Annotated in this window: 23 protein-coding genes, 1 pseudogene and 2 other annotated features (1 of these 26 only partly in view); of the genes and pseudogenes, 7 read left to right on the plus strand and 17 right to left on the minus strand. The window is 40.1% G+C overall.

Annotated elements, in window-relative coordinates; genetic code table 11:
• Positions 1–20: 20 nt before the first annotated feature.
• A complete protein-coding gene (locus tag NFS43_RS15920; RefSeq protein ID WP_251553733.1) occupies positions 21–1640 on the plus strand; it encodes an ABC-F family ATP-binding cassette domain-containing protein in 1620 nt (539 codons plus the stop codon).
• 38 nt (positions 1641–1678) lie between these two features.
• On the opposite strand, the gene NFS43_RS15925 is transcribed toward NFS43_RS15920, so the two are convergent.
• Entirely contained in the window at positions 1679–1813 is a 135-nt protein-coding gene (locus NFS43_RS15925; RefSeq protein ID WP_251553785.1) for a YuzL family protein, read from the minus strand.
• A 98-nt stretch (positions 1814–1911) separates the two neighbouring features.
• Between NFS43_RS15925 and NFS43_RS15930 the strand changes: the two genes are divergently transcribed.
• Positions 1912–2154, plus strand: a complete 243-nt coding sequence (locus NFS43_RS15930; protein WP_251553734.1) for a YkuS family protein — start codon at positions 1912–1914, stop codon at positions 2152–2154.
• 121 nt (positions 2155–2275) lie between these two features.
• Here the strand turns inward: NFS43_RS15930 and NFS43_RS15935 are convergent, their stop codons facing one another.
• Positions 2276–3439, minus strand: coding sequence for a D-alanyl-D-alanine carboxypeptidase family protein (locus tag NFS43_RS15935; protein ID WP_251553735.1), 1164 nt, complete (start codon positions 3437–3439; stop codon positions 2276–2278).
• 88 nt (positions 3440–3527) lie between these two features.
• Positions 3528–6062: pseudogene (gene mprF / locus NFS43_RS15940) on the minus strand (bifunctional lysylphosphatidylglycerol flippase/synthetase MprF).
• Between the two features lie 215 nt (positions 6063–6277).
• Here mprF and NFS43_RS15945 point away from each other — a divergent pair.
• The 3 genes from NFS43_RS15945 (at position 6278) to pflA (ending at position 10196) form a co-directional block, all read left to right on the plus strand.
• Complete coding sequence (locus NFS43_RS15945) at positions 6278–6733, plus strand: cupredoxin domain-containing protein (RefSeq protein ID WP_251553736.1); 456 nt, start codon at positions 6278–6280, stop codon at positions 6731–6733.
• Between the two features lie 314 nt (positions 6734–7047).
• The gene (gene pflB / locus NFS43_RS15950; RefSeq protein WP_251553737.1) at positions 7048–9306 is read left to right on the plus strand and encodes a formate C-acetyltransferase; all 2259 of its coding nucleotides are present in this window, start codon (positions 7048–7050) and stop codon (positions 9304–9306) included.
• A gap of 131 nt (positions 9307–9437) precedes the next feature.
• Complete coding sequence (gene pflA / locus NFS43_RS15955; protein ID WP_251553738.1) at positions 9438–10196, plus strand: pyruvate formate-lyase-activating protein; 759 nt, start codon at positions 9438–9440, stop codon at positions 10194–10196.
• Positions 10197–10294: 98 nt separating this feature from the next.
• Here pflA and NFS43_RS15960 read toward each other — a convergent pair whose 3' ends face one another.
• Positions 10295–10588: a hypothetical protein gene (locus NFS43_RS15960; protein WP_251553739.1), complete on the minus strand. Its 294-nt coding sequence runs from the start codon at positions 10586–10588 to the stop codon at positions 10295–10297.
• Positions 10589–10687: 99 nt separating this feature from the next.
• On the minus strand, positions 10688–11716 hold the full coding sequence (locus NFS43_RS15965; protein WP_251553740.1) for an IS1595 family transposase: 1029 nt from the start codon (positions 11714–11716) through the stop codon (positions 10688–10690).
• Positions 11717–12229: 513 nt separating this feature from the next.
• Between NFS43_RS15965 and yidC the strand changes: the two genes are divergently transcribed.
• Entirely contained in the window at positions 12230–13033 is an 804-nt protein-coding gene (gene yidC, locus NFS43_RS15970) for a membrane protein insertase YidC (protein WP_251553741.1), read from the plus strand.
• Between the two features lie 42 nt (positions 13034–13075).
• Here the strand turns inward: yidC and NFS43_RS15975 are convergent, their stop codons facing one another.
• From NFS43_RS15975 to NFS43_RS15985, 3 genes are all read right to left on the minus strand, one after another.
• Positions 13076–13423 (minus strand): fluoride efflux transporter FluC, encoded by a 348-nt coding sequence (locus NFS43_RS15975; protein ID WP_251553742.1) that lies wholly within the window; start codon positions 13421–13423, stop codon positions 13076–13078.
• Positions 13420–13815, minus strand: coding sequence for a fluoride efflux transporter CrcB (gene crcB, locus NFS43_RS15980; RefSeq protein WP_251553743.1), 396 nt, complete (start codon positions 13813–13815; stop codon positions 13420–13422). The genes NFS43_RS15975 and crcB overlap by 4 nt, the downstream gene beginning before the upstream one ends.
• A 77-nt stretch (positions 13816–13892) precedes the next feature.
• The gene (locus NFS43_RS15985) at positions 13893–14096 is read right to left on the minus strand and encodes a DUF6501 family protein (protein ID WP_251553744.1); all 204 of its coding nucleotides are present in this window, start codon (positions 14094–14096) and stop codon (positions 13893–13895) included.
• A 229-nt stretch (positions 14097–14325) separates the two neighbouring features.
• Between NFS43_RS15985 and sda the strand changes: the two genes are divergently transcribed.
• On the plus strand, positions 14326–14451 hold the full coding sequence (sda, locus tag NFS43_RS15990) for a sporulation histidine kinase inhibitor Sda (protein WP_420910337.1): 126 nt from the start codon (positions 14326–14328) through the stop codon (positions 14449–14451).
• 79 nt (positions 14452–14530) lie between these two features.
• Here the strand turns inward: sda and mnmH are convergent, their stop codons facing one another.
• The 9 genes from mnmH to trpE all read right to left on the minus strand — a co-directional run bounded on the left by mnmH (position 14531) and on the right by trpE (position 22849).
• On the minus strand, positions 14531–15604 hold the full coding sequence (mnmH, locus tag NFS43_RS15995; RefSeq protein ID WP_251553747.1) for a tRNA 2-selenouridine(34) synthase MnmH: 1074 nt from the start codon (positions 15602–15604) through the stop codon (positions 14531–14533).
• A 192-nt stretch (positions 15605–15796) separates the two neighbouring features.
• A complete protein-coding gene (locus NFS43_RS16000) occupies positions 15797–16228 on the minus strand; it encodes a hypothetical protein (protein WP_251553748.1) in 432 nt (143 codons plus the stop codon).
• A 232-nt stretch (positions 16229–16460) separates the two neighbouring features.
• Positions 16461–17246, minus strand: a complete 786-nt coding sequence (trpA, locus tag NFS43_RS16005; RefSeq protein ID WP_251553749.1) for a tryptophan synthase subunit alpha — start codon at positions 17244–17246, stop codon at positions 16461–16463.
• Entirely contained in the window at positions 17239–18447 is a 1209-nt protein-coding gene (gene trpB, locus NFS43_RS16010; RefSeq protein WP_251553750.1) for a tryptophan synthase subunit beta, read from the minus strand. The genes trpA and trpB overlap by 8 nt, the downstream gene beginning before the upstream one ends.
• Positions 18444–19067, minus strand: a complete 624-nt coding sequence (locus tag NFS43_RS16015) for a phosphoribosylanthranilate isomerase (protein ID WP_251553751.1) — start codon at positions 19065–19067, stop codon at positions 18444–18446. The genes trpB and NFS43_RS16015 overlap by 4 nt, the downstream gene beginning before the upstream one ends.
• Positions 19064–19855, minus strand: a complete 792-nt coding sequence (gene trpC / locus NFS43_RS16020; RefSeq protein ID WP_251553752.1) for an indole-3-glycerol phosphate synthase TrpC — start codon at positions 19853–19855, stop codon at positions 19064–19066. The genes NFS43_RS16015 and trpC overlap by 4 nt, the downstream gene beginning before the upstream one ends.
• Complete coding sequence (trpD, locus tag NFS43_RS16025) at positions 19856–20881, minus strand: anthranilate phosphoribosyltransferase (protein ID WP_251553753.1); 1026 nt, start codon at positions 20879–20881, stop codon at positions 19856–19858. It abuts the gene before it with no gap.
• On the minus strand, positions 20853–21464 hold the full coding sequence (locus tag NFS43_RS16030; protein ID WP_251553754.1) for an anthranilate synthase component II: 612 nt from the start codon (positions 21462–21464) through the stop codon (positions 20853–20855). The genes trpD and NFS43_RS16030 overlap by 29 nt, the downstream gene beginning before the upstream one ends.
• Positions 21461–22849, minus strand: coding sequence for an anthranilate synthase component I (gene trpE / locus NFS43_RS16035; RefSeq protein WP_251553755.1), 1389 nt, complete (start codon positions 22847–22849; stop codon positions 21461–21463). Before trpE ends, NFS43_RS16030 begins: the two co-directional genes overlap by 4 nt.
• 61 nt (positions 22850–22910) lie before the next feature.
• Positions 22911–23160, minus strand: a binding site (T-box leader).
• Between the two features lie 40 nt (positions 23161–23200).
• Positions 23201–23438: a binding site (T-box leader), on the minus strand; it runs 12 nt beyond the window's last position.

A 23438-nucleotide genomic window follows, 5' to 3' on the forward strand; every position in this document is an offset into this window, starting at 1 on the left:
TTTGGAGGATACCACTTATTATGATAACTGTTAGTAATGTAAGTTTAAGATATGGAGACAGAAAACTTTTTGAAGATGTCAATATAAAATTCACCCCCGGAAACTGTTATGGCCTTATTGGGGCAAACGGTGCCGGCAAGTCCACTTTCCTAAAAATCCTTTCTGGTGAAATTGAAGCGCAAACCGGTACGGTACAGCTTGGACCAAATGAACGGATGGCTGTATTGAAGCAAAACCATTTTGAGTACGAGGAACATCCTGTACTCCAGACTGTTATTATGGGGCATACCCGCCTCTACGAAGTCATGAAAGAAAAAGACGCCATTTATATGAAAGAAAATTTCACAGATGAGGATGGCATGAAGGCAGCAGAACTGGAAGGAGAATTTGCTGAACTGAACGGCTGGGAAGCCGAGTCAGAAGCAGCCATTCTTTTAAAGGGACTAGGTATCAGTGAAGACCTTCATGACAAGAAAATGGCTGAACTATCGGGTTCCGAAAAGGTTAAAGTCTTGCTTGCCCAAGCATTGTTTGGCAAACCTGATGTTCTTCTTTTGGATGAGCCAACCAACCACTTAGATATTAAAGCAATCCAATGGCTGGAAGAATTCTTGATTAATTTTGAAAATACCGTTATTGTCGTTTCCCATGATCGTCACTTTTTAAATAAAGTTTGTACCCATATTGCCGATTTAGATTTTGGAAAAATCCAAGTTTATGTAGGCAACTATGACTTCTGGTATGAATCGAGCCAATTGGCGTTAAAAATGGCCCAGGACGCCAATAAAAAGAAAGAAGAAAAAATCAAGGAGCTGCAAAGCTTTATTGCCCGTTTTAGCGCGAACGCTTCAAAATCAAAACAGGCTACTTCCCGAAAAAAACTGCTGGATAAAATTTCGCTTGATGATATCCGCCCGTCCTCACGGCGCTATCCGTATGTTGGATTTACACCAGACCGTGAGATTGGCAATGATCTATTAAGGGTTGAAGGTTTAACCAAAACAATTGATGGCATAAAGGTATTAGACAATATTAGCTTTATTATGAATAAAGGCGATAAAATTGCATTAGTAGGCACTAATGAGCTTGCCAAAACAACTTTGTTCAAAATCTTAATGGGAGAACTGGAAGCGGACAGTGGTTCCTATAAATGGGGAATTACCACTTCTCAAGCATATTTCCCTAAAGATAACTCCGAGTTCTTTGAAAACTCCGATTTAACCTTAGTTGATTGGCTCCGCCAGTTTTCTCCAAAAGATGATAGTGAAAGCTTTTTGCGCGGATTCCTTGGCAGAATGCTGTTCTCTGGAGAGGAAGTATTAAAAAAGGCCTCTGTACTATCTGGCGGTGAGAAAGTCCGCTGTATGCTTTCCAAAATGATGTTAAGCGGAGCAAATGTTTTGGTGCTGGATGAGCCAACAAACCATTTGGATTTGGAATCCATTACGGCGCTTAATAATGGGCTGATTAACTTTAAAGGTTCGATGTTGTTTGCTTCTCATGACCATCAATTTATTCAGACGATTGCTAACCGCATTTTTGAATTAACGCCAAATGGCTTAATTGACAAGCAGATGAGTTATGATGAATATCTTGAAAACAGCGAAATACAAAAACTTGCAGCTGAAATGAATAAGTAATTTTATTATGGGCACCAGATACTGGTGCCCTTTTTTGGTTATGGTCTTTTTTGTTTTTTCCTGGATGATGGCTCCATTCTGGAACCAGTTTCAGCTGTAGTAGTCCCTTGCCCTTCTGTTTCCGGCGAACCAAGTGCCATTTTCGATGGATCTTTTTTGCGTTTGCCCAATATGTACACCTCCCTCCCTAGTGTTGGAATCAATATCCCTGATTATGCGGAATATTTTTAAGTGCTCGAGGCATCCTAATTATCAGGAGGAGGTGTTTGATATGGCTAGAGTTGGAGTAGAACAATCTCTTACAAATATTCAACAAGCTCTTAGGGATAAGGGACATGATGTAGTGGAATTGAAGCAAGAGTCAGATGCAACGAACTGTGATTGCTGTGTGATTACAGGGATGGATTCTAATGTGATGGGTATGCAGGATACCGTAACAAAAGCTCCAGTTATTGACGCAAACGGATTATCCGCAGACGAGGTATGTCAAGCAGTAGAAAGCAGACTTTCATAATTATTTCATTTTAAGACTAAAGGTTCCACTTTAGTCTTTTTTGTTTTCATCCTTTATGATATTAGCCTCAACCTTCGTATAAAAGCCATGAAAATTAAATTTTCATGGCTTTGGGCAGCGGTTATAGGTTTCGTGTAAATTTCTTTCCAGCGCCAAAAAGGATGGCAATAAGTGCAAGGATGATCAGTCCATACCCTCCTGCACTATAGATACTTGGAGTAGTTGACTTCTGTTTGTTTAGTTTTTTTGGTGTTTCTTGCTTAGGTTTTGATTCTTTGTAGGTCAATTGAACCTGCTGGAGGACTTGTCCATTGTTGTTTTCAATGGACAGCATCCCATTTTCATCCAATTTCTTAACAATTCCACTTATATCCTCCGTTATCATCATATCATGATCAGGAAAATACTCTTTATTATCTACTGTGAAAAGATCACCCTGATTTATGGAAGAATGCTGATAATGTGTCGATCCATAGTCAAATAAAGCCGCTGTGTCAGTATACTTATCATTTTTTAGGTCTGATTTTAAAACGACAGCTGTCATTTTTATTTTGCCGTTATCTGCGGTCGTGGCCAAGGTTTGTTTTGACTCCGTTACATAGCCTGTTTTTCCGCCAGTTATCCCTGGGTAAGGCAATTCTCCTTTTAACATCCGATGATGTGTGTACAGTTCCGTTTGCCAGGCTTGTCCCTGCCACATCATTTCCTTAGTCCCGAAAATCTCAGCAAATACAGGATTTTTCATCGCGTAATTAGTAATTAACGCCAAATCCATGGCAGTTGTGTAATGATTTTCATCAAACAATCCATTTGGATTGGTAAAATGAGTGTTTTTCACTCCAATATTAGTTTGCAAGTATTGATTGATATTTTCTGAAAAATGTTCTACACTTCCATCAATATGTTCGGCTATGGCAACAGCTGCATCATTGCCGGAATTGATTAACATTCCCTGAATAAGCTTTATTAATGGGACTTGCTCCCCTTCTTCTAAATAAACCCTTGTGCCATCTTGTCTGGCAGCATTCGCGCTTACTTGGGCCACACTGTCCAAATTGCCTTTATCAATTGCATAAATGGCGGTAGCAATCTTGGTCAAGCTTGCCGGATACATTCGCTGATCAGCATTTTTGGCATAAAGAACGGCATTGGTCTCCGTATCTAACAGGGCAGCTGCCTCGCTTTTCAGCTGTAACTCCTGATCTTGCGGAGATTGTGCCATAACGTCCATCTGAGTGGTTGATAAAAAATAGAAAACAATCAAAAGAGCAAGAAATTTTTTCAATTATAACACCCTAACTTCTATTTGTTGTGTCCATTATAAGCAGATATATATGAAATTCCGTCATTATACACTAAACTGACTGTATTTTCTACGGTCTACTCCTAGAAATCAATAAGGTAATTTGTGCCATAATGATTGGCAGTGAAGATTTTTTCCGATATGCCAAATACTTCGGTTCCCATATGTCCGTATATTTTTCCTTGAATTTTCTTAAACCTTGAAAATGATAGATAAAATGGCCATGCAAAAATATTTGCGCTGCGATTTTTTCACTTAAAAAGGAGAATTTTGAAAGTCCGACATTTGCTAAAGGGGCCATGCCCATATTGAACCGCTGATATCCCTTTTCCTTGGCCCATTCCATTATCGCCAAAAAGGAATAATCAATGATTTTTACCGGCAGTTCCGGCCTGAAACGAATGAGGTCAACGGATATCGTTTCGTTCTCATCATAAAAATACATGATACTCATGAAACCAAGCATTTGATTTTTTTAATTGCGAATGACAGCAACTGGAGCCTTATTTAAATAATCTTCATCAAAATAGCCAATGGAAAAGCCTTTCTCTGTCCTGCCTTGAAGCCATTCAGTTGAAACGGCTCGCAATTCAGCGAAAAGGGTTTTGGAAAATGGCGGTTTCACCACTTCAAATGAATAGTTTTTCTTGGCATATTGGTCTTTTAGATCGCGAAAGGTTTTCATGTTTCGGTCGGAAAGTGAAAACAAATGCAAATTGACAATTGCTTCTTCACCTAATTTAAAAAAAGCAAAACCATGGTTATGTAGATATGGCAGCATCCCCTCGCCAACTTCGTAAAACACGAGGGTAAAGCCATGCAAATCAGCCAATTCTTGAAATTCCTCGATTGCATTAGACAATTCGCTTTTTTCCCCAATCGGGTCTCCCAATATAATGAACTTATCAGCATACCTTTGATAGGTGATCAATACATTCCTTTTGCTATTCCAAAAAATATATTTATCATGCAGAAAAATTAAATGGGAAAAGCCTTTTCCTCTGAAGCTTTGGATATAAGCATAGATTTCTTTTTCCTGGGCCGAAGACCTGATATATTTCCATTTTTCAGGTTTACTAATTAGGTAGCCCATTAGCATTATGACGGAAGCAATGATTAATCCAATAACTGCACTGTTGAATAAATCCCGATAATCAACAATGATGTAGGGCAGCAGCGTTTTGGGTATCTGCATCTTTGCTGTCGGTAAATTTAAATAACCAATAAACAAATACATAGAAGTAATAATCAGGATTACGGCAATGTCAAAAATTGTTTTGCCCCATGTCAGACAATAACTTTCCCTGTAAAAATGCCCTCTTGAAGCTCTCAGCAGCAGAGCTACCGAAATTAAAAAGATAGCTTCTTCATAATCAATCCCTTTAAAAATAGAGAATAACGCGGCAAGGATTAGCGCTAAAATCGTTAATTCATATGTTCGCTTTACCCGATATTCAATTCCGCGAGACAGTCCTAGAAGTAAAAAGCCAGCGGCTACCGAAAGCTGATGGGACAAGTTGACAACAGGAAAAGCCAATAACTCCTTGGCAATCTTCAGCCTGGAGATGATCCCTGGAACACTTGCGGATAGCAGTAATATCAAACCCGATACAAAAACAAGCACGGTTAAAATGACATGGCTTAAGCCCTGTGCAATTGCTTTTGGAAGGTCATTCCAGGATTGATTCCACTTTTGCCAATATAATTTCACAAAGAAAATGAAGCTGATGACAAAGGGAATAATGTAGTAGCCACTCCGGTATAACAATAACAATACCAGCACTTTCTCCTGGGGTATCTGCAATCCCTGCATCCCCCAGATAAATACCAAATCGAATGAACCGAATCCTCCCGGAATCATACTAATAATGCCGGCACATGCTGCAGCAACATAGATAGGAAATAATTCCCCTGCAGAAATATGAACCCCTACTATTCTGGATATACAATAAATAGCCCCAAATACTGCTGCCCACTCTATAATAGAAACAATGATAAGGTTTGTTCTCGCTTTAACAGTAATCAGCGGTTCCCTATCCTTTTGGGCTTTATAAGAGTGGATGGCTAAAAAAACTGGCAAGTAAAGACACATACCGATAACCGCAAAATAAAGCCACTTACTCTCCTTAAAAAGAGGGAAATCACGGAAACCGATAGCGGCTGCCCAGGCAAAAACAGAAATTCCCGTTAAGTAAAAAAGCGAAACTGCTGCGATCGCTCCGAGAAGCCGGCGTTTATCCTGCTCCAGCCTGCCTAAAAAATACGTCCTTAATAATGCCCCAGCTATTCCCCCAAATCCAATTAAATTTGAAAAGGAATTAGCAATAAAAGACTTTTCCAAAAGTTCAATTTTCGGCACCTTTTTGCCAAGGACTCTAACCAGAATGACATCATACAGCACCATTGGAAGTACAGCCGCAAATGTAATCAAAAGGATAATAATGATCATCCAAAAATGAAGCTGATCCACTTCATTTTTTAGAAGTTCAACATTCAACTGGCTGATAAACTTTTTAATTTCTGCCATTGCAATAACTAACAAACATAAAGGGAATATGATTTTGATAAGGTTTACAATTTTTTCTTTACTAAACCGCAACAACATGACCACCTAATTTTTATTCCTGAATTCACTATAAACGTTTTTATAGGAAAATGGTATTAATTTCTTTATAAAACTCCTACTATCATCCTTGACATTTTTTCTTGAATACTTTGCAGATTTCTTTTTATTAGTAAATAATTTTAAAAAAGAGACAAGTTTTACCTACCCTCCAGCATAAGTATAAGTTAGGACAAATTATCCGAGGGGGGTTTTCATTGAAATTCTTAGTATTAAAAAAAGAGACGCTTTTATACTTTTTAACGGCAGTAATCATGTTGGCAGCAATTTCCGCGTGGTTTATGCTAAAGGCCGGGGATACGGCAGTGTTTAATCAGGAATCCAGCGAAGGAAATGTCCGAGAAATTCATATGGTCACGGTGGAATTTAAAACAAAATTGAAAGACGGCAAGGAAGTCGAGGTATACCGATGGGATCCAGGCAGCATCGTTTTAAAAACCGGGGAAAAGGCAAAATTATACATTAGTGGAATTAACGGTGATGAACACCCTTTTTATATTGAAGGAACGGATATAAAGGGCACAGTAAAAAAGGGGAAAGAAACCATTGTCCCATTGGAATTTGACAAACCAGGGACATACCATTTAATCTGCCAAATGCATTCGGATCGGGAAACAAACGGTCCAATGATAGCCGATATAGTTGTAAACTAATCACAGGGGGTCTTTCTCCTGTTTTTTTATGCTGTTTCAACTATTAACACTATGGAAATGTTGATATTTCAAGCTTTTCTTTATATAACAGATGGTTAATTTGTATTGTTTTTTATAGTACAGTTTTTATGATTTTCTGTAACAGAATAAAAAATTGTCACCATTTTTTCAAAAAATCCTATAAAAAATACTAGTTTCACAATTTATTAACATTTGCTCGTTGTTTCACAATTCTATGCTGTTATACTTGAGGTGTGGAAGAAAAACAATCCTGTTACAAAAATTGTTTTTATTAAACCAAGAGGTGAATAATGATGGAACAATGGCAAGGATTTAAAACTGGAGTTTGGGCGAAGGAAGTAAATGTCAGAGACTTCATTCTAAAAAACGTTACTCCTTACACAGGTGATGAAGGCTTCTTAGAGGAAGCTACAGAGGCAACTAAAAAACTTTGGGAACAAGTAATGGAACTTTCCCAAAAAGAGCGTGAAGCAGGCGGAGTACTAGATGCCGATACTAAAATCGTATCTTCAATCACATCACATGGCCCTGGATACTTAGACAAAGAACTTGAACAAATCGTCGGTTTCCAAACTGACAAACCTTTCAAACGTTCATTAATGCCATTTGGCGGAATCCGCATGGCAAAAACAGCTTTGGAATCTTATGGATTTGAATTAGATAAAGAAGTTGAACATATTTTTACCGACTACCGTAAAACACATAACCAAGGTGTATTTGATGCATACACTCCCGAAATGAGAGCTGCCCGTCATGCTGGTGTAATTACTGGCCTTCCAGATGCTTATGGCCGCGGACGTATCATCGGCGACTATCGCCGCGTAGCACTTTACGGCGTTGACTTTCTTATGAAAGAAAAGTTAAGAGAGTATAACTATATTGGCAGCCGCACAATGTCAGATGATGTCATTCGTGACCGCGAAGAATATAGCGAACAATATCGTGCATTAAAAGAATTAAAACAAATGGCTGCTTCCTATGGCTATGATCTATCGCAGCCGGCGAAAAATGCAAAAGAAGCAATTCAATGGTTATACTTTGGCTATCTAGCAGCCATTAAAGAACAAAATGGTGCTGCCATGAGCCTTGGCCGTACCTCAACATTCCTAGATATTTATATTGAAAGAGACTTGCAGAATGGTACCTTAACAGAAAAAGAAGCCCAAGAATTAGTGGACCATTTTGTAATGAAACTTCGTTTGGTTAAATTCGCCAGAACACCGGAATATAACGAATTATACAGCGGCGACCCAACTTGGGTAACGGAATCAATCGGAGGCATGGCTCTTGATGGCCGGCCATTAGTGACAAAGAACTCTTTCCGATTCTTACACACTCTTGATAACTTAGGACCTGCTCCAGAACCAAACTTAACGATTCTTTGGTCAACTAAATTACCTGAAGCATTCAAACAATACGCAGCAAAAATGTCGATTAAATCAAGTGCCATTCAATATGAGAATGACGATATGATGAGAGAAATTTATGGTGATGATTACGGAATTGCCTGCTGTGTATCAGCCATGAGAATCGGCAAGCAAATGCAATTCTTCGGCGCTCGTGTAAACATGGCCAAAGCATTATTATATGCAATTAACGGCGGTGTCGACGAAAGATATAAAACACAAGTCGGACCAGCTTACCAGCCAATTACCTCTGAATATTTAGATTATGATGAAGTAATGAAAAAATATGACATCATGCTGGATTGGTTATGTGAATTATATGTAAATACCTTAAATGTCATCCACTACATGCATGACAAATACAGCTACGAAAGAATTGAAATGGCCCTGCATGACCGTGAAATTCTTCGTACAATGGCCTGTGGTATTGCCGGACTTTCTGTTGCTGCCGACTCACTAAGTGCCATTAAATATGCTAAAGTAAAAACGATCCGTGACGAAAATGGCCTTGTTGTTGATTATGAAATCGAGGGTGACTATCCTAAATACGGCAACAACGATGACCGTGTTGATGAAATTGCTGTCAGCCTTGTTTCAGAAATCATGAATAAAATTAGAAAGCATAAAACATACCGTGGTGCAATGCCAACTCAATCCGTATTAACCATCACTTCCAATGTTGTTTATGGCAAGAAAACAGGAGCAACTCCTGATGGACGTGAGGCAGGCGTTCCATTCGCACCAGGCGCTAACCCAATGCATGGCCGCGATTCAAAAGGCGCTCTTGCTTCCTTAACTTCTGTAGCAAAATTGCCTTATGAATCATCTTTAGACGGTATCTCTAACACATTCACGATCACTCCAAAAGCGCTTGGCCGTGAAGATGATACACAAGTTAAAAATGTCGTTGCTATGCTCGATGGTTATATGACTAAACGCGGGCATCATCTCAATGTGAACGTCCTGAACCGTGACACATTGTTAGATGCCATGGATCACCCAGAGTTATATCCACAATTAACGATTCGTGTTTCTGGATATGCGGTTAACTTTATTAAACTTACTCGTGAACAACAGATCGATGTTATTAATCGTACATTCCATGAAAGTTTGACAGCTGCAAAAGAACCTGTAACGATTAGTTAATAAACAAGCATGGGGAAGGAAGAAATCCCTTCCCCCTGTTTTAACACATTAATTGAGAATGATTGACAATATCAAATACAAATATGCATAAGCAGCCTTGCGCTTGATCATTTGAAGGGAGAGCATTTATTATGAACGGAAATATTCATTCCATTGAGTCATTTGGTACAGTCGATGGTCCTGGCATTCGTTATGTCATTTTTACCCAAGGGTGTTTGCTGCGATGCCAGTTTTGTCATAATGCCGATACATGGGAGATTGGCACAGGAAAGCAAATGTCAGTGGAAGAAATCATCCAGGATTTAACTTCTTACCTTCCCTTTATTGAAGCGTCAGGCGGAGGCGTAACAGTTACTGGCGGTGAACCGCTTTTGCAATTGCCATTTCTTTTAGATTTATTTAAAGAATGCAAAAAGCTCGGAATTCACACAACAATTGATTCGTCTGGCGGCTGCTACTCAACTGCCCCTTTGTTTCAAGAACAATTAAATGAGGTTTTAAACTATACGGATTTAATTTTATTAGATTTAAAACATATCAACCGCAAAAAGCATATCAGCTTAACCGGCATGGGAAATGATCATATACTTGACTTTGCCAGATATTTATCAAATCGAAAACTGCCCATTTGGGTACGCCACGTCTTGGTTCCATCAGTGACAGATGATCCCGAGGATTTACAAAAACTTGGAGAATTCATTGGCACGTTGGAAAACGTAGAAAAAATTGAAATTCTCCCCTACCACCAGCTTGGTGTCTATAAATGGGAGGCGCTTGGATATGACTACCCATTAAAAGAGGTGGAACCTCCAAGTCAATCCCAGGTAGACTATGCTTATCAAATGTTAACTGCCCATTGGAATCAAAAGAAAAACACTAATTCCATCTAGGAACTAGTGTTTTTTTAACTTAGGCTCTGTTAAATTTTAATGTTGATAATTCAATAAAAAACAAGGAAACTCGTTCGGGTTTCCTCAATTTTAATTTTCTATGGTTCAGAAATCCCATTTGCCAATAGTAACAGAAATAACCATATTGATAGCGGTATCATAAATGCAATGTTTGAAAGGATACTGAATACTTTTACAGTCTTATTTTTTGACTTGATTCCTAATATTAAAGACACAATAAATCCAATATCTATCAAAATATATAAGAAAATGGGAATCCGTAGATTAATATTTGGGAATATCCGACCATTAAAGACAAAGAAAACAAGTAGTGCAACTAAGAACATTACTAAAGTTAAAATTATTGGATAAAATTCTTTTTGTTTTTTCAAGATACTACCTCCTTTCATCTATTCACGTTCCAATTGTAACAGAAAAATGTGATAATTTGGTAAGTTTTTGTAATTTCTACTTCGTTAATTGAATAAGGGCTACACATTAAATTTTGATAGCCTCAAACTATCATATGTGTCAGTCATTTCAAACACAAATGATGTTAATAGGAATTCTTTTAAATGCTGATTATTGCTTTCGTTACTACGACTATCGACAAATAAGAACCAAGCAAGGTAATTATCAAAATATTTCGTAGCCACACCTTTAAAGCAATTTATCCATTGTTTTAAACGAGAATGGAGACCATTGACGTTCTGGATGTGATACAAGCCCTTAATAACGTGTTTTCCATTATCCGATTTTATCCGATAATGTTCTAAACCTTTTTCCTTAGCATAGGTTTTATAAGCTCTCCAAGCATCAGTTACAAGCACGTTTTCATTTGAAAGTTTAGAACCAATTAAATTATCAACTTTTGTTTTAACGATACGTCCCATACAAGCAACTTTGGAGACGGTTGCTTTGGTTCGGTCTCTTGCAACAAGAACACAAACCTGTTCGTGGCTTATTCCTCTATGTTTAGATTTACCACCACGTTTGCGAGGTTTGCGGTCAGCAATGCCACGTTGTCCTTTTTGAGAGTATAAGAAATAGGTCTCGTCAATCTCAACGATACCTTCAAAATGCTCGAAATCCATTTGTTTCAAAGCGTTTGATAGTTTGTGTCTCCAATAAAAAAGTGTAACCCAAGTAACCCCTACGATTTCAGCCGACTTTCGCAGGGAGTAGCCTTTGAACATACAATCAACAAATGTAATCCATTCGTTTCCTTTTCGAGTACGATACAAGACAGTATTAGTTGTATCAGTGAATGTTTTACCACAACATTTACAGCGATACCGTTGCCGACCATTGTATTTTCCGAATCGAACAACGTGTTCAGATGAACAATGAGGGCATTCAAACCCTTCTTTAAAGCGGGTTTCTCTCATTTCATTGATTAAACGACCACCCGCAGTTGAAGAAGGTGTAACATAGCGTTTTACCCAATGGTAAACTTGCTCTTTTTTAGTGTGTGGTAATTTGTCGATATGTTTTAACAAGTTGCTAAACGCTTTACTCACCTTGATTACCTCCCGAATGTTTGTTCCTATTTTGATTATATCAAGGATTCAAAGAGGTAGCAAATATCAACATTTACCTTTAACAGAGCCTTAACTTAAAATGAAAGTGAAATTCAGGCTGTTAAAGAGTTTCATTGATTATTTGGCCAATCTCCTATATACTCATATCATTGGTTCTGGTTAGCGAGGTGGAAATTTTGTTTCAATTATTGATTGATCATATGGATATGACAACCTTTTATGCCCTTACGATCAGTTTTTATTTTAGTCTCTTCTTAAAATTCTTTTGGTCATGGGGAATTAGATATTCAAATTTAGGAGTCACCAATACAGAGAAAACAAAAATGATTCAGCCTCAGTTCTTTTACCAGAAAAATAATCGTTTAGCCAGAAGCTTGATACTCATCCACATTGTAAAATATATTCGCAGGAAAGAATGCTCTAAGGACGATTCTGAGGAACCGATTTCCTCCCTACTTCAAATGACTATTTAATTACTTTATAGGAGGAAATATGAGAAAAAAACACTCTTCACTTATTTTATTTGCGCTATTATCTTTAACGGTCCTCGTATTGTCAGCATGCTCTGGACAATCAACACAAGCTGCCCAAACGGGAAATAATGATGGATTTTTCCATACTTATTTTGTAGAACCGTTTACGTTTATTATTAACTTTTTTGCTGATTTTTTTAATGGGAATTACGGGCTGGCCATTATTCTTGTTACCCTTATTGTCCGCCTTGCATTAATGCCATTAATGCTGCGACAGTATAAGAATTCAATGGCCATGAAGGAAAAAATGGATAAATTGAAGCCAGAGATGGATGAGATTCAAAAGCGGTTAAAGGCCGAAAAAGATCCGCAAAAACAGAAGGCCATTCAAGCAGAAATGATGGGGCTCTATCAAAAACACGGTGTCAATCCGCTTAATATGGGCTGTCTGCCGCTGCTGATCCAAATGCCGATTTTAACTGGCTTTTATTACGCCATTAGAGGTTCGCAAGAGATTGCCCATCACAAGTTTTTATGGTTCAGTCTCGGACAGCCTGATATCGTCATCACCATTCTTGCCGGTGTCATTTATTATCTGCAATTTAAAGTTCAACAAACGACGATGCCTGAAGCCCAGCGTCAGCAGATGAAAATTATGGGACTGATGTCTCCGCTGATGATTGTGATGTTCTCTTTCAGCGCACCTGCGGCCCTTCCGCTTTATTGGGTTGTCGGCGGAATCTTCTTAACCATTCAAACGATGATTAGCCATCGTCTTTACCAGCCTAAAAAGACAAATGAAATTCCTGCTAAACAAAAATAGGAAAATAATCAAAAGGCATCGGTTCACTTGAACCGATGCCTTTTATATGCTTGTGCCCACTATAACTCCGATGAATGATAAAATAATTCCAATGAAATAGCTAAAAATCAAGTAAAAGTATGACCGCCGCATTTGCCCCGTCTTTTTTAACTGTTCTGCATCAAGATGCAAGGTTGAAAATGTAGTTAAAGCTCCCATAAACCCTGTACCGAATAAGACATATATTGGCTGTGGAATCGTTATGCCACCTAAAAACCCCAATAAAAATGCCCCCGCCATATTGACTAAAAATGTTCCTGCCGGGAACTTTGGCCGGTTAAATTTGCGGCTAATCATAAACCGGATGATTGCCCCTATAAAGCCGCCCGCTGCCACAAGTAATATGCTCATACTAGTTTACCTGCTTCCTTGTTAGACCCGCCGCCGACCGCCGCACCAGTTCGAACTAACAGGATTCCCCCTATAAAGCTTAGAGCTAAATAAATGATGGCCAATGTATAGTATGCCTCTTCCATTAAATGAATGGTTTCTAAACAAAACGTTGAAAAAGTGGTGTAGGAGCCAATCACTCCTGTGGTTAACCCTGTCAGCAGCTGTGAAGGGATTCTTTTGGAATTGCTCAAACGGCTTGTCACCCAGCCAAGAGCAAATGCCCCTGATAAATTTATGATAAGGGTACCAAGTGGAAAAGCGCCCTCCCAAATATGTGCCGTCAGCAAAGAAATGCCATATCTAAGCAGACTCCCAATGACACCGCCCATTCCTACAAAAAGATAAACCAATGCCAACACTCCATTATTATTGATTTCAGTAAACAGGAAAAGAGGCTGACAAAACCATGCCAGCCTCCCTAAAGTCTTTAGGCGTCCTCAAAATATTCCTTATAAAATCCGCCTACTTTACCAGAGTTATCTACAATGTAGTAAAACTCCTCTGTTTCATTTTTCACATCATAAACTTTTCCTTCTGTTAATACATTATTGACAATATATTTTTTTGCATTTGTATGTACACACTTTACCTTTTTAATTGTCTCACGATCTCGCCATGATAAATGAATCATTATGACCACCGTTCCTTTATTTATAGTCCATTTTCTAGTATAAACAATCAAAGCCAGTGTAGCAACTGTTAAAAAGCTATTTCGTCCCCCAGTTGCCTATAAAAAATCATATTGACAAATTCGTGAAAATCCAGCAAAAAGGGTTCTCAAATCATAGCAAAACCATTACAATAATAAAAACTGAATATTCAATCCATTTTCCAAGGAGGGCATTCTCAAATTGAAAATAATGAGTAACGAGCAGTTAGTTGTTTCGTATCGAGATGCATTGAAATCTGGCAAGGAAAAGGAATGGATAAAAATTTTAAAGGAAGAAATTGAACGGCGCGGGTTAAGACCTTTTAAGAATCGCTAGGAAATTGGCGCATTAACGTGAAAAAACCGCATGGCTGCGGTTTTTTCCGTTTTAGCATATTAAGACCGGGTGTCCAAATCTAGAGCTGTGGAACCCCTTCGATCGGTTTAAAACCCTGCTCTTCTAATTTAACCACTATTTTTACAGCCGCATCCTCTGGGTCTTCCGCAAAAACATCGAAAAATTCACCTTGATAATCTTGTCTTGCATAATCATACCTAGGGTCGTAATAGTGTTCCAGCAGGATCGGTATTAATTCCTGATAGTTATGATCTTTCACCAGCTGCTCCATTCTGCCCCTAATCTCCATATTCTTAACCCTTTTTGCCACCCTCTCCATGCTTAGGGAAATTTTTTCATGGTACCAAGGTTCATGCTGATAAGGCAATACATACTCCTCAACAAGCAATTTCACTCTTTGTTCTAGCGGAGTATGGATATAAATATTCACACCCTTAAACTTAACATCCATTAATTTCTCAGGCTGAACGGCTTTGCCGATTCTCTTGCTCTCTGCTTCCACTAAAAAATAGTCCGCATCGGCAATCTCTTGAAGTCCTTTGAATAGAAGGGAATCGAAAATCTTTTGATTGTGCCCTTCGCCTAAACCAATTGTTCCAAAAATCGAGCCCCGGTGTCCCGCCATTTCTTCCAGATCGAGGATCGGATAGCCTTTTCGTTTTAAAATCTTCAATATTTCCGTTTTGCCAACACCTGTCATACCATGTAAAACCACTGCCTTGTTGGGAATTTTCCCTTCTATTTCTTCTAAAATATAATGGCGGTAGGCTTTATAACCACCTATTAATTTCCACGCATAAATACCGGCAAATTCTAAAAAGGTGACCACGGATTTGCTGCGCATTCCCCCGCGCCAACAATGAATGACTAACTCACCTTTATCCTGGTAGGATTTTATCGTATCCAGCATTTCAGGAATTTTGGGTGAAACAATTTCCATGGCTCTCCATTTTGCTGCATTTTGCCCCTTTTGTTTATAGATGGTCCCGATTTCCTGCCGTTCAGCATCAGAAAACAACGGAACATTAATAGCACCTGGGATCGCACCATCCTTGTATTCTATAGGTGACCGGATATCAATAATCACTGGGTTATCTATTTCAAAAAGTTTTTCAACAGCTAGTTCCTTCATTTTTAATTACTCTCCTAAAATTTTGTCCACAGAGACAAAGTTCGATTAAAACAAACAAAACTTCCACATAAGGGAAGTTTTAAGAAAACCGTTTCGCCAGTAAATTGTACAAAATAGTATATTTTTATTATATAGCAGTTAATCTGCTGTTTCAACTAGTTGAAGTCATCTCCATTAATTCACTGCAAGAAGTTACAATCCAAATGGTGTACCAACCAATTTTTCTATCGTTTTGCAAAACAAGGGCCAATTTTTAGGAAAGCTTTCCGCCCCTTCGAATTTATACACCTTTTCTTTTGTCCGAAGCTCGACACTCCAATATTTCCCATCCAGGATAATCCCATCTTCCCTTTGGTAAGCAGGCTCCCAATCCCACACATTAATCGAATATAATTCACTTTTAAACTCTTCTAAATTCCCTGGCTGAACAAGCGGCAAATTCATAAAGTGTCTGGAATCGTCGGACGTGCTCCAAACAACAAAAACAAACCAGTTTTTCAAAAAATTGATCCGAACCTGTTGAGATAAACCGCCAAAACGCTCAACCGTGACAGTTAACTGTTGTGGAGCTTTAGCTGGATGAATCAATAGCCTCCGGCCGTTCATGCCAAACAATTCCTTCACTATTCTCTCCTCCTGAACTTCACGATTCTCCAATTTAGTCTACATTATAATGTAACTAGTCCGATATGGCTGTAACAAATCGCACGTTTAAGAAGATTGTTAAGAAGGAGCTGTCCAAAAAACCAAGGGTTTCAGACAACCTCCCCCGCAGTATATCGATGGCAATTTGAAAAAACCGTTCTATATACTGGTTTAGGTGTGGTGTCAACCCTTAATGGACAGCCCCTACTGTTTAAATTTTGGCCGAGGTCCTTTTAATAACGGACATAAATGTTTCCAATTCCGTAATATTGTTTTTTGCAAATAATTCAACAATCTTACTTCCGACGACCACGCCATCGCAGTATTTTGTGAGCTCAGCTATTTGTTCTTCGTTAGAAATACCAAAACCAGCTACAACAGGGATTGGGCTAACCTGCTTTACTGTTTGCAAAAATGCATTCAATCCACCGTCAAACTCGCCTCTTGCTCCAGTTATACCTTTGACGGTTACCGTATATAAAAAGCCGCTGCCTTTACTGGAAATTTTCCGCACTCTCTCAACTGGGGTTGTAGGTGTTACAAGTCTAATCAATTCAACCCCTGCTTTTAGAAACTGAGGTAAAATGATTTCTTCTTCCTCCATTGGCAAATCTGGGATAATGCACCCATCAACCCCAGCAGACTGGGCCTCTTGCACAAAACGATTTATACCTAATGAATATATGGGATTTAAATACGTCATGAGGATGATTGGGATTTGTACCAATTCCCTTGCCTTGGATAATTCGACAAGAATGTCCTTAAGATTGGTCCCGTTTTTTAAAGCTCTGATTCCGGCTTGTTGAATGGTTGGACCATCAGCTACCGGGTCAGAAAACGGCACTCCCACTTCAATGGCTGTGGCGCCAAACTTCTCCAATAATTGAAGTCGTTCCACTAAACAGGAAAGGCCGCCATCCCCAGCCATGATATAGGGGATAAACGCTTTTCCATCTACTGCAGTTAACTGCCGAAAGGCCTGTTCAATCCTATTCATTTGTTTCTCCTCCGTGCAATCTAGATTTTACTGCATCCACATCTTTATCTCCCCGGCCTGATAAACAAACCACCATATTCTGCCCTGGCTCCATTTCAGCAGCGAGCTTTATGGCAAATGCCACGGCATGCGCGCTCTCTAGTGCCGGGATAATCCCTTCAAGCTTTGATAAAATCTGAAACGCCTCCAGTGCTTCCTGGTCGGATATAGAATGATACTGGGCACGTCCGCTGTCTTTTAAATAACTGTGCTCTGGACCTACCCCAGGATAATCCAGTCCTGCAGAAATTGAATGGGCTTCTTGTATTTGGCCATTTTCATCCTGCAGAAGATACATTAACGCCCCATGCAACACCCCGGGTTTTCCTTTAGTTAATGAAGCAGCATGGAATGGAGTTTGAATCCCATGGCCGGCAGCTTCCACGCCATATAAACAAACCTGTTCATCTTTTATAAAAGGATAAAACATGCCCATTGCGTTACTTCCTCCGCCTATGCAGGCCACTACAGCCTCAGGCAGCTTTCCGTTTCTGTCCAAGAACTGCTCCCTTGTTTCCGTGCCAATGACGCTCTGAAAATCCCGGACAATCATTGGGAAGGGATGCGGCCCCATGACCGAGCCTAATAAATAATGTGTATCATCTACATTTGCCACCCAATATCTAAGTGCCTCATTAACGGCATCTTTTAAGGTGGAGCTGCCGGAAGTCACGCTTACCACCTTCGCCCCCAATAGTTCCATTCGAAATACATTTAGCGCCTGGCGTTTGATGTCTTCTTCTCCCATAAAAATCATGCATTCCAGATTCAGTAATGCACAAACAGTGGCTGTGGCCACCCCATGCTGCCCTGCTCCGGTCTCAGCTACAATTTTTCGTTTTCCCATCCGAACAGCCAGCAGCGCCTGGCCAATTGCATTATTGATTTTATGTGCTCCCGTATGGTTTAAATCTTCCCGTTTCAAATAAATATTGGCACCGCCAGCATGTTTTGTAAGATTTTCCGCAAAATACAACGGTGTTTCCCTTCCAACATATTCCTTTAACAAATGGCGAAATTGTTCTTGAAATTCCTGGTCTGCTTTTGCTTCATTATAGGCAGCCTCTAATTCCATCACGGCCTTCATCAATGTTTCCGGGACAAACCTTCCCCCAAATATGCCAAAATGCCCTGTTTCGTCCGGTAATGTGTAAGTGCTCATCTAACTTCCTCCTGTCCCGTTCTTTTGACCCTATCAATAAATGTTTTTATTTTATTTAAATCTTTAATTCCATTGGTTTCAACCCCTGAACTAACATCCACCATATAGGGGTTGATGATCCTTGCTGCCCCCTCGACATTTGCCGCATCAAGGCCGCCAGCAAGAATCAGTTTTTTGCCAGATACCACATTTGTATCCACTTGATTCCAATCGAAAGATATGCCATTTCCGCCCCTGTACTTGCCTTTAGGTCCATCCAATAATAAAAAATCGCTTGGGTAGGCATTCAAATCTGCTAGTTTTTCATTGCTTTGAAAATTAATGGCTTTAATAGCCGGGAGAGTCAGTGACTCACAAAATTCAGGTGTTTCCTCCCCGTGCAGCTGGATATGGGTAAGGCCTGCAAAAGCAGCGATTCTCTCGATTTCATCTCTTGTTTGGTTCACAAAAACCCCGACTTTAAACACTTTCTGAGGCAGTCTGGCAATAATTTCTCTTGCTCTTGCTTCCGTCACTTTCCGTTTGCTTTCCGCAAAGACAAAACCGATGGCATCTGCCCCATATTCAGCTGCTTTTACACCGGTCTGAACATCTGTAATCCCGCAAATTTTTACTTTCATTGCTTAGCTCCTTCTATTAATGGGAGGCAAAAATCCAAAAAGGTTTGTTTGATATCGGAGCTCTTCATAAATGCTTCCCCGACCAGGATGCCATTTGCCCCAACATTTTGGACTCTTCTCACATCTGACTGCTGATGAATCCCGCTCTCACTGATTAAGAAGGCTCCAGAACGTTTTATTTGTGCTGCCAGCTTTTCCGTTACCTCCAGTGAAACGTTAAAGGTTTTTAAATCCCGGTTGTTTACCCCGATGATCTCTGCTCCCATTTTTAGGGCAATATCCAATTCCTGCTGATTGTGAACCTCCATCAGCACCTCTAAGTCTAAATTCCTCGCATATTGGTAGAGTTCCTGCAGGCTCGGTTGATCTAAGGCTGCTACAATTAACAGAATGATGTCGGCTCCATATGATGCAGCCTGGTCAATTTGCAGCGGATCGATGATAAAATCCTTACAGAGAATCGGCAAGTCAACTGTTTCACGAACTGCTGCCAAGTCGGAAAAGGAACCTTTAAAAAAAGTTTGGTCAGTTAAGACAGAAATGGCCGCAGCGCCATAGTCTTCATATATGGCTGCCTGCTCTCTGGGATCAACCGCATGATTGATGACTCCTTTTGATGGTGAAGCTCGTTTATATTCTGCAATAATGGAAATATCTTCTGCCCTTTGCAATGATTCAATAAACGACCGCTTCACAGGCTGCCGTCCTGATTGCTGCACTCCTTTCTCGCGAAGAGCCTTTACTTCTTGTTTTTTTTGTTCAATGATTCGATCCAATATAGTTTCCATCTAAATAGCCTCTCTTTGTACGGCTTGGGATTTTTTAATGAGTTCTGCCAGTTTTTCATATGCGGCCCCAGAATCAATAACCTCTGATGCTGCTTTTATTCCCTCCGGAATCGATGGGGCTTTTCCGGCTGTATAAATGCCTAGGCCTGCATTCAGCAATACCGTATCGCGGTATGCGCCCGCTTCTCCTTTTAATACACCTAACAGGATATCTGCATTTTCCTTGGCATCCCCGCCTTTAATGTATTTGTTATCATACACTGGCAAGCCAACTTCCTCCGGATGGAAAGAACGGCTGGTAATGACACCATCCTCTAAAATCATTAAATGGTTTTCCCCTTGCAGGGAGGCCTCATCCATAAAGCCCGCCCCATTTAACACAACAGCCCGTTTGCGCCCCAGCTGCTTTAACACTTCGGCAAATACGTTCAATAAATCTCTCCGGTAAACGCCAAGCAATTGGTAATCTAACGGAACCGGGTTTGTTAACGGGCCAATAAAATTGAAAACCGTCGGTATTTTTAATTGGCGTCTCACCATCGATATCTTCTTTAACCTTGGATGTACATTTGGGGCATAAAGAAAGACGATTCCAATATCCTCCAGGATTTCCTCAATGCTTTCTGCCGGCAAATGTAAATTTACCCCTAAGTGTTCAAGCACATCGGCACTCCCTGTTTTGCTTGAAATGCTTCGATTGCCGTGTTTTGCGACCGGGATTCCCGCTCCGGCGATGACAAAGGCGGAGGTTGTGCTTACATTGAAGCTTGAAGAGCCATCCCCTCCTGTACCGCAATTATCGATTGCCTGAGGAAATCTTTTTTTGAAGGCAAGAGAATTTCCCATTAACGCCTTGACAATTCCTACGATTTCATCCACTGTTTCGCCTTTTGATTTAAGTCCCATTAAAAAGGCGGCAATTTCTGATTCAGATACCTCTTCCCCTAAAATAAAGTCCATGGCCTCCTTCATCTCATTTTCAGAAAACGATTTTTGTTCAGCCAATTGGAGTAAGTAATTTTTCATGCTTCTTCTCCCCTTCAATTTCATATAAAAAATTTTTTAGTATTTGTTTTCCCGCTGGTGTCCCGATGGACTCAGGATGGAACTGCAAGCCAAACACAGGATATTGGATATGTTTGACTGCCATTATTTCCTGATCGTCCAATGAATAAGAGATGGCCTCCAATTCCTTTGGAAGGGTTCGTTTTTCAATAATTAATGAATGATAGCGCATGACCTCCAGCGGGGATGGCAACTCGTTAAAAATTCCGTTTCCACTGTGGTTAATCAAGGAGGTTTTTCCATGCTTAACCTGTGCCGCCCGATTGATTGCTCCACCAAATGCGGCACCTATAGCCTGATGTCCTAAACATATCCCCAATATCGGGATTTCCTTATAAAAGGTTTGGATCAATTCAACACATATCCCTGCATCTTCCGGTCTTCCTGGTCCCGGGGACAGGATAACCGCGGTCGGTTTTAATTTTTTTATATCTGTGATTGAAAGTTGGTTATTTCGGTAAACGGATGCAGTCTCCCCTAATTCACCTAAATACTGATAGAGATTAAACGTAAAAGAATCAAAGTTATCAATAAGCAGAATCATTTTGGCACCTCCAAAAACGATCTTAGTTTATTCAATGTTTCCTCATACTCTGATTCAGGTACCGAGTCATAAACGATTCCGGCTCCAGCTTGAATATATGCCTTTTTGTCCTTCAAAATCATTGTCCGGATTGCTAAGGCAAAATCCATGTTCCCGTTAGCCGACAGGTAACCAATCGCCCCTGAGTAAAGTCCCCGTTTCGATTTCTCCAGCGAATTAATAATCTCCATTGCCCTCACTTTAGGCGCACCGGATACAGTTCCTGCTGGTATACAAGCTGCCAGGGCATCAAGTGAGGTGTTGTCAGACTTAAGCCTGCCGCTAACTTCTGAAACGATGTGCATCACATAGCGGTATTTCTCAATCGCCATGTATTTTTCAACCTGAACAGAGCCGAATTCGCATACTTTCCCAAGATCATTTCTGCCAAGGTCAACCAGCATCTTATGTTCTGCCAGTTCCTTTTCATCCTGAAGCAGTTCCTGCTCGATCGCCTCATCTTCGGCACTGGTTTTTCCTCTTCGTTTTGTCCCGGCGATCGGATTGGCAATGACCGTTGTTCCCCTAGTTTTTATCAAGCTTTCAGGCGAGGAGCCAATTACGGTATATGCCTCAAAATCGATATAAAACATATAGGGGGTCGGATTATTAGCCCGATGTTTGCGATAGAGTGCTAATGGAGAACCAGTAAAATCAGCCTTCATCCTTCGCGATAACACCACCTGAAATATATCTCCCGCTAAAATATGTTCCTTGGCAGCCTTGACATTCTCAATAAACTCTTCCTTCCCCGTATCGGAATAAAACTCAGAAAATTCATATTGCAGCTCCTCTTGATCCTCAAAAGGCTGCTTCAGCTCAGTCAATAGCTCGTTTAACCGAACTTCAATCACTGCTTCGTCACTATCCTGTAAAAGCGGGATTCCAAACAGGAACACTTTTTCCTCTAAATGGTCAAATACCACCAATTCTTCAAAAAACATCAGGTGGACATCCGGCATTGATAATTCATTGGGGAATTCCTCGCCGAGCTCTTCATAATGCCGAATGATGTCATAGCCTACATATCCAATGGCTCCACCAGTGAACGGAAAAGGAATTTCATCGGTCTCGATTGCGGGTATCAGGCTGTTGACAATTTCCAGTGGTTTTCCGGTCAACCTCTGCCTTTGACCATTTCGATAAATAAGCTGATTTTGGTCTCCTTGGGAAATTAATTCAAAAGCAGGATCCGCACCAATAAAGGAATAACGGCCCGAATCATGATATTTGTGAGAGCTTTCTAATAAGAACTTTTTCTTGCCGCTGATTTTTTGCAAAATGGAAATCGGCGTTAACACATCACCGCTAATCTCTTTTAAAAAATAACCTGTCTGTGTCTTCATACAGCCACTCCTTTCAAAATAAAAAAATCGCCCTCTATATGCCCAGCTGCTGCTAAGGCATATAGAGGACGATTTCCAATCGTGGTGCCACCTCTTTTCGAAGCAGTATTTCCTGCTTCCTCTTTCGGATACTGAAACGACTGACGAACAATATCCTATCCTTTTAACGGCGGAAATCCGGGTATCCCTACTAAAGGTTCAAGATACCTTTCACAAGCCCATTCCACAAATCCGTTCATACCAGGCTCCCACCTTCCCCGGCTCTCTGTGAAGAACTAAAAATGTGTACTCCTCTTGTTCAACAAGTTAACTTATTTATTTTTGCTAAATAAAAAGGGTCCTCCATCCTGCAAAAAGGACGGAAGACCCGTGGTGCCACCTTCATTAGCTACATCAATAGCTCACTTTACCGATATCGAGCAAATGCTTAATATCTGTCTCCTGTAACGATGAGATTTCGCCAAAGCCTACTGATCCCGATTGGATGGTTCGGTTTGGAAGCTCAGAAGTCCATTCGCTATTTCTTCAACACTGATTCACACCGGCCATCAGCTCTCTTTTAGAATCCGAAATAGGTACTACTCTTCCT

Origin of the sequence: Neobacillus muris (assembly GCF_943193175.1) — a bacterium.
Lineage (GTDB): Bacteria > Bacillota > Bacilli > Bacillales > Cytobacillaceae > Neobacillus > Neobacillus muris.

Excerpts from the sequence above, each read along its gene's own strand:
- trpA (WP_251553749.1), bottom strand. The coding sequence starts at position 17,246 with ATGAATAGGATTGAACAGGCCTTTCGGCAGTTAACTGCAGTAGATGGA.
- pflB (WP_251553737.1), top strand. The coding sequence starts at position 7,048 with ATGGAACAATGGCAAGGATTTAAAACTGGAGTTTGGGCGAAGGAAGTA.
- NFS43_RS15975 (WP_251553742.1), bottom strand. The coding sequence starts at position 13,423 with ATGAGCATATTACTTGTGGCAGCGGGCGGCTTTATAGGGGCAATCATC.
- trpE (WP_251553755.1), bottom strand. The coding sequence starts at position 22,849 with ATGAAGACACAGACAGGTTATTTTTTAAAAGAGATTAGCGGTGATGTG.
- sda (WP_420910337.1), top strand. The coding sequence starts at position 14,326 with ATGAGTAACGAGCAGTTAGTTGTTTCGTATCGAGATGCATTGAAATCT.
- pflA (WP_251553738.1), top strand. The coding sequence starts at position 9,438 with ATGAACGGAAATATTCATTCCATTGAGTCATTTGGTACAGTCGATGGT.
- NFS43_RS15930 (WP_251553734.1), top strand. The coding sequence starts at position 1,912 with ATGGCTAGAGTTGGAGTAGAACAATCTCTTACAAATATTCAACAAGCT.
- trpB (WP_251553750.1), bottom strand. The coding sequence starts at position 18,447 with ATGAGCACTTACACATTACCGGACGAAACAGGGCATTTTGGCATATTT.
- NFS43_RS15985 (WP_251553744.1), bottom strand. The coding sequence starts at position 14,096 with ATGATTCATTTATCATGGCGAGATCGTGAGACAATTAAAAAGGTAAAG.
- trpD (WP_251553753.1), bottom strand. The coding sequence starts at position 20,881 with ATGAAAAATTACTTACTCCAATTGGCTGAACAAAAATCGTTTTCTGAA.
- yidC (WP_251553741.1), top strand. The coding sequence starts at position 12,230 with ATGAGAAAAAAACACTCTTCACTTATTTTATTTGCGCTATTATCTTTA.
- NFS43_RS16030 (WP_251553754.1), bottom strand. The coding sequence starts at position 21,464 with ATGATTCTGCTTATTGATAACTTTGATTCTTTTACGTTTAATCTCTAT.
- trpC (WP_251553752.1), bottom strand. The coding sequence starts at position 19,855 with ATGGAAACTATATTGGATCGAATCATTGAACAAAAAAAACAAGAAGTA.
- NFS43_RS15920 (WP_251553733.1), top strand. The coding sequence starts at position 21 with ATGATAACTGTTAGTAATGTAAGTTTAAGATATGGAGACAGAAAACTT.
- NFS43_RS16015 (WP_251553751.1), bottom strand. The coding sequence starts at position 19,067 with ATGAAAGTAAAAATTTGCGGGATTACAGATGTTCAGACCGGTGTAAAA.
- mnmH (WP_251553747.1), bottom strand. The coding sequence starts at position 15,604 with ATGAAGGAACTAGCTGTTGAAAAACTTTTTGAAATAGATAACCCAGTG.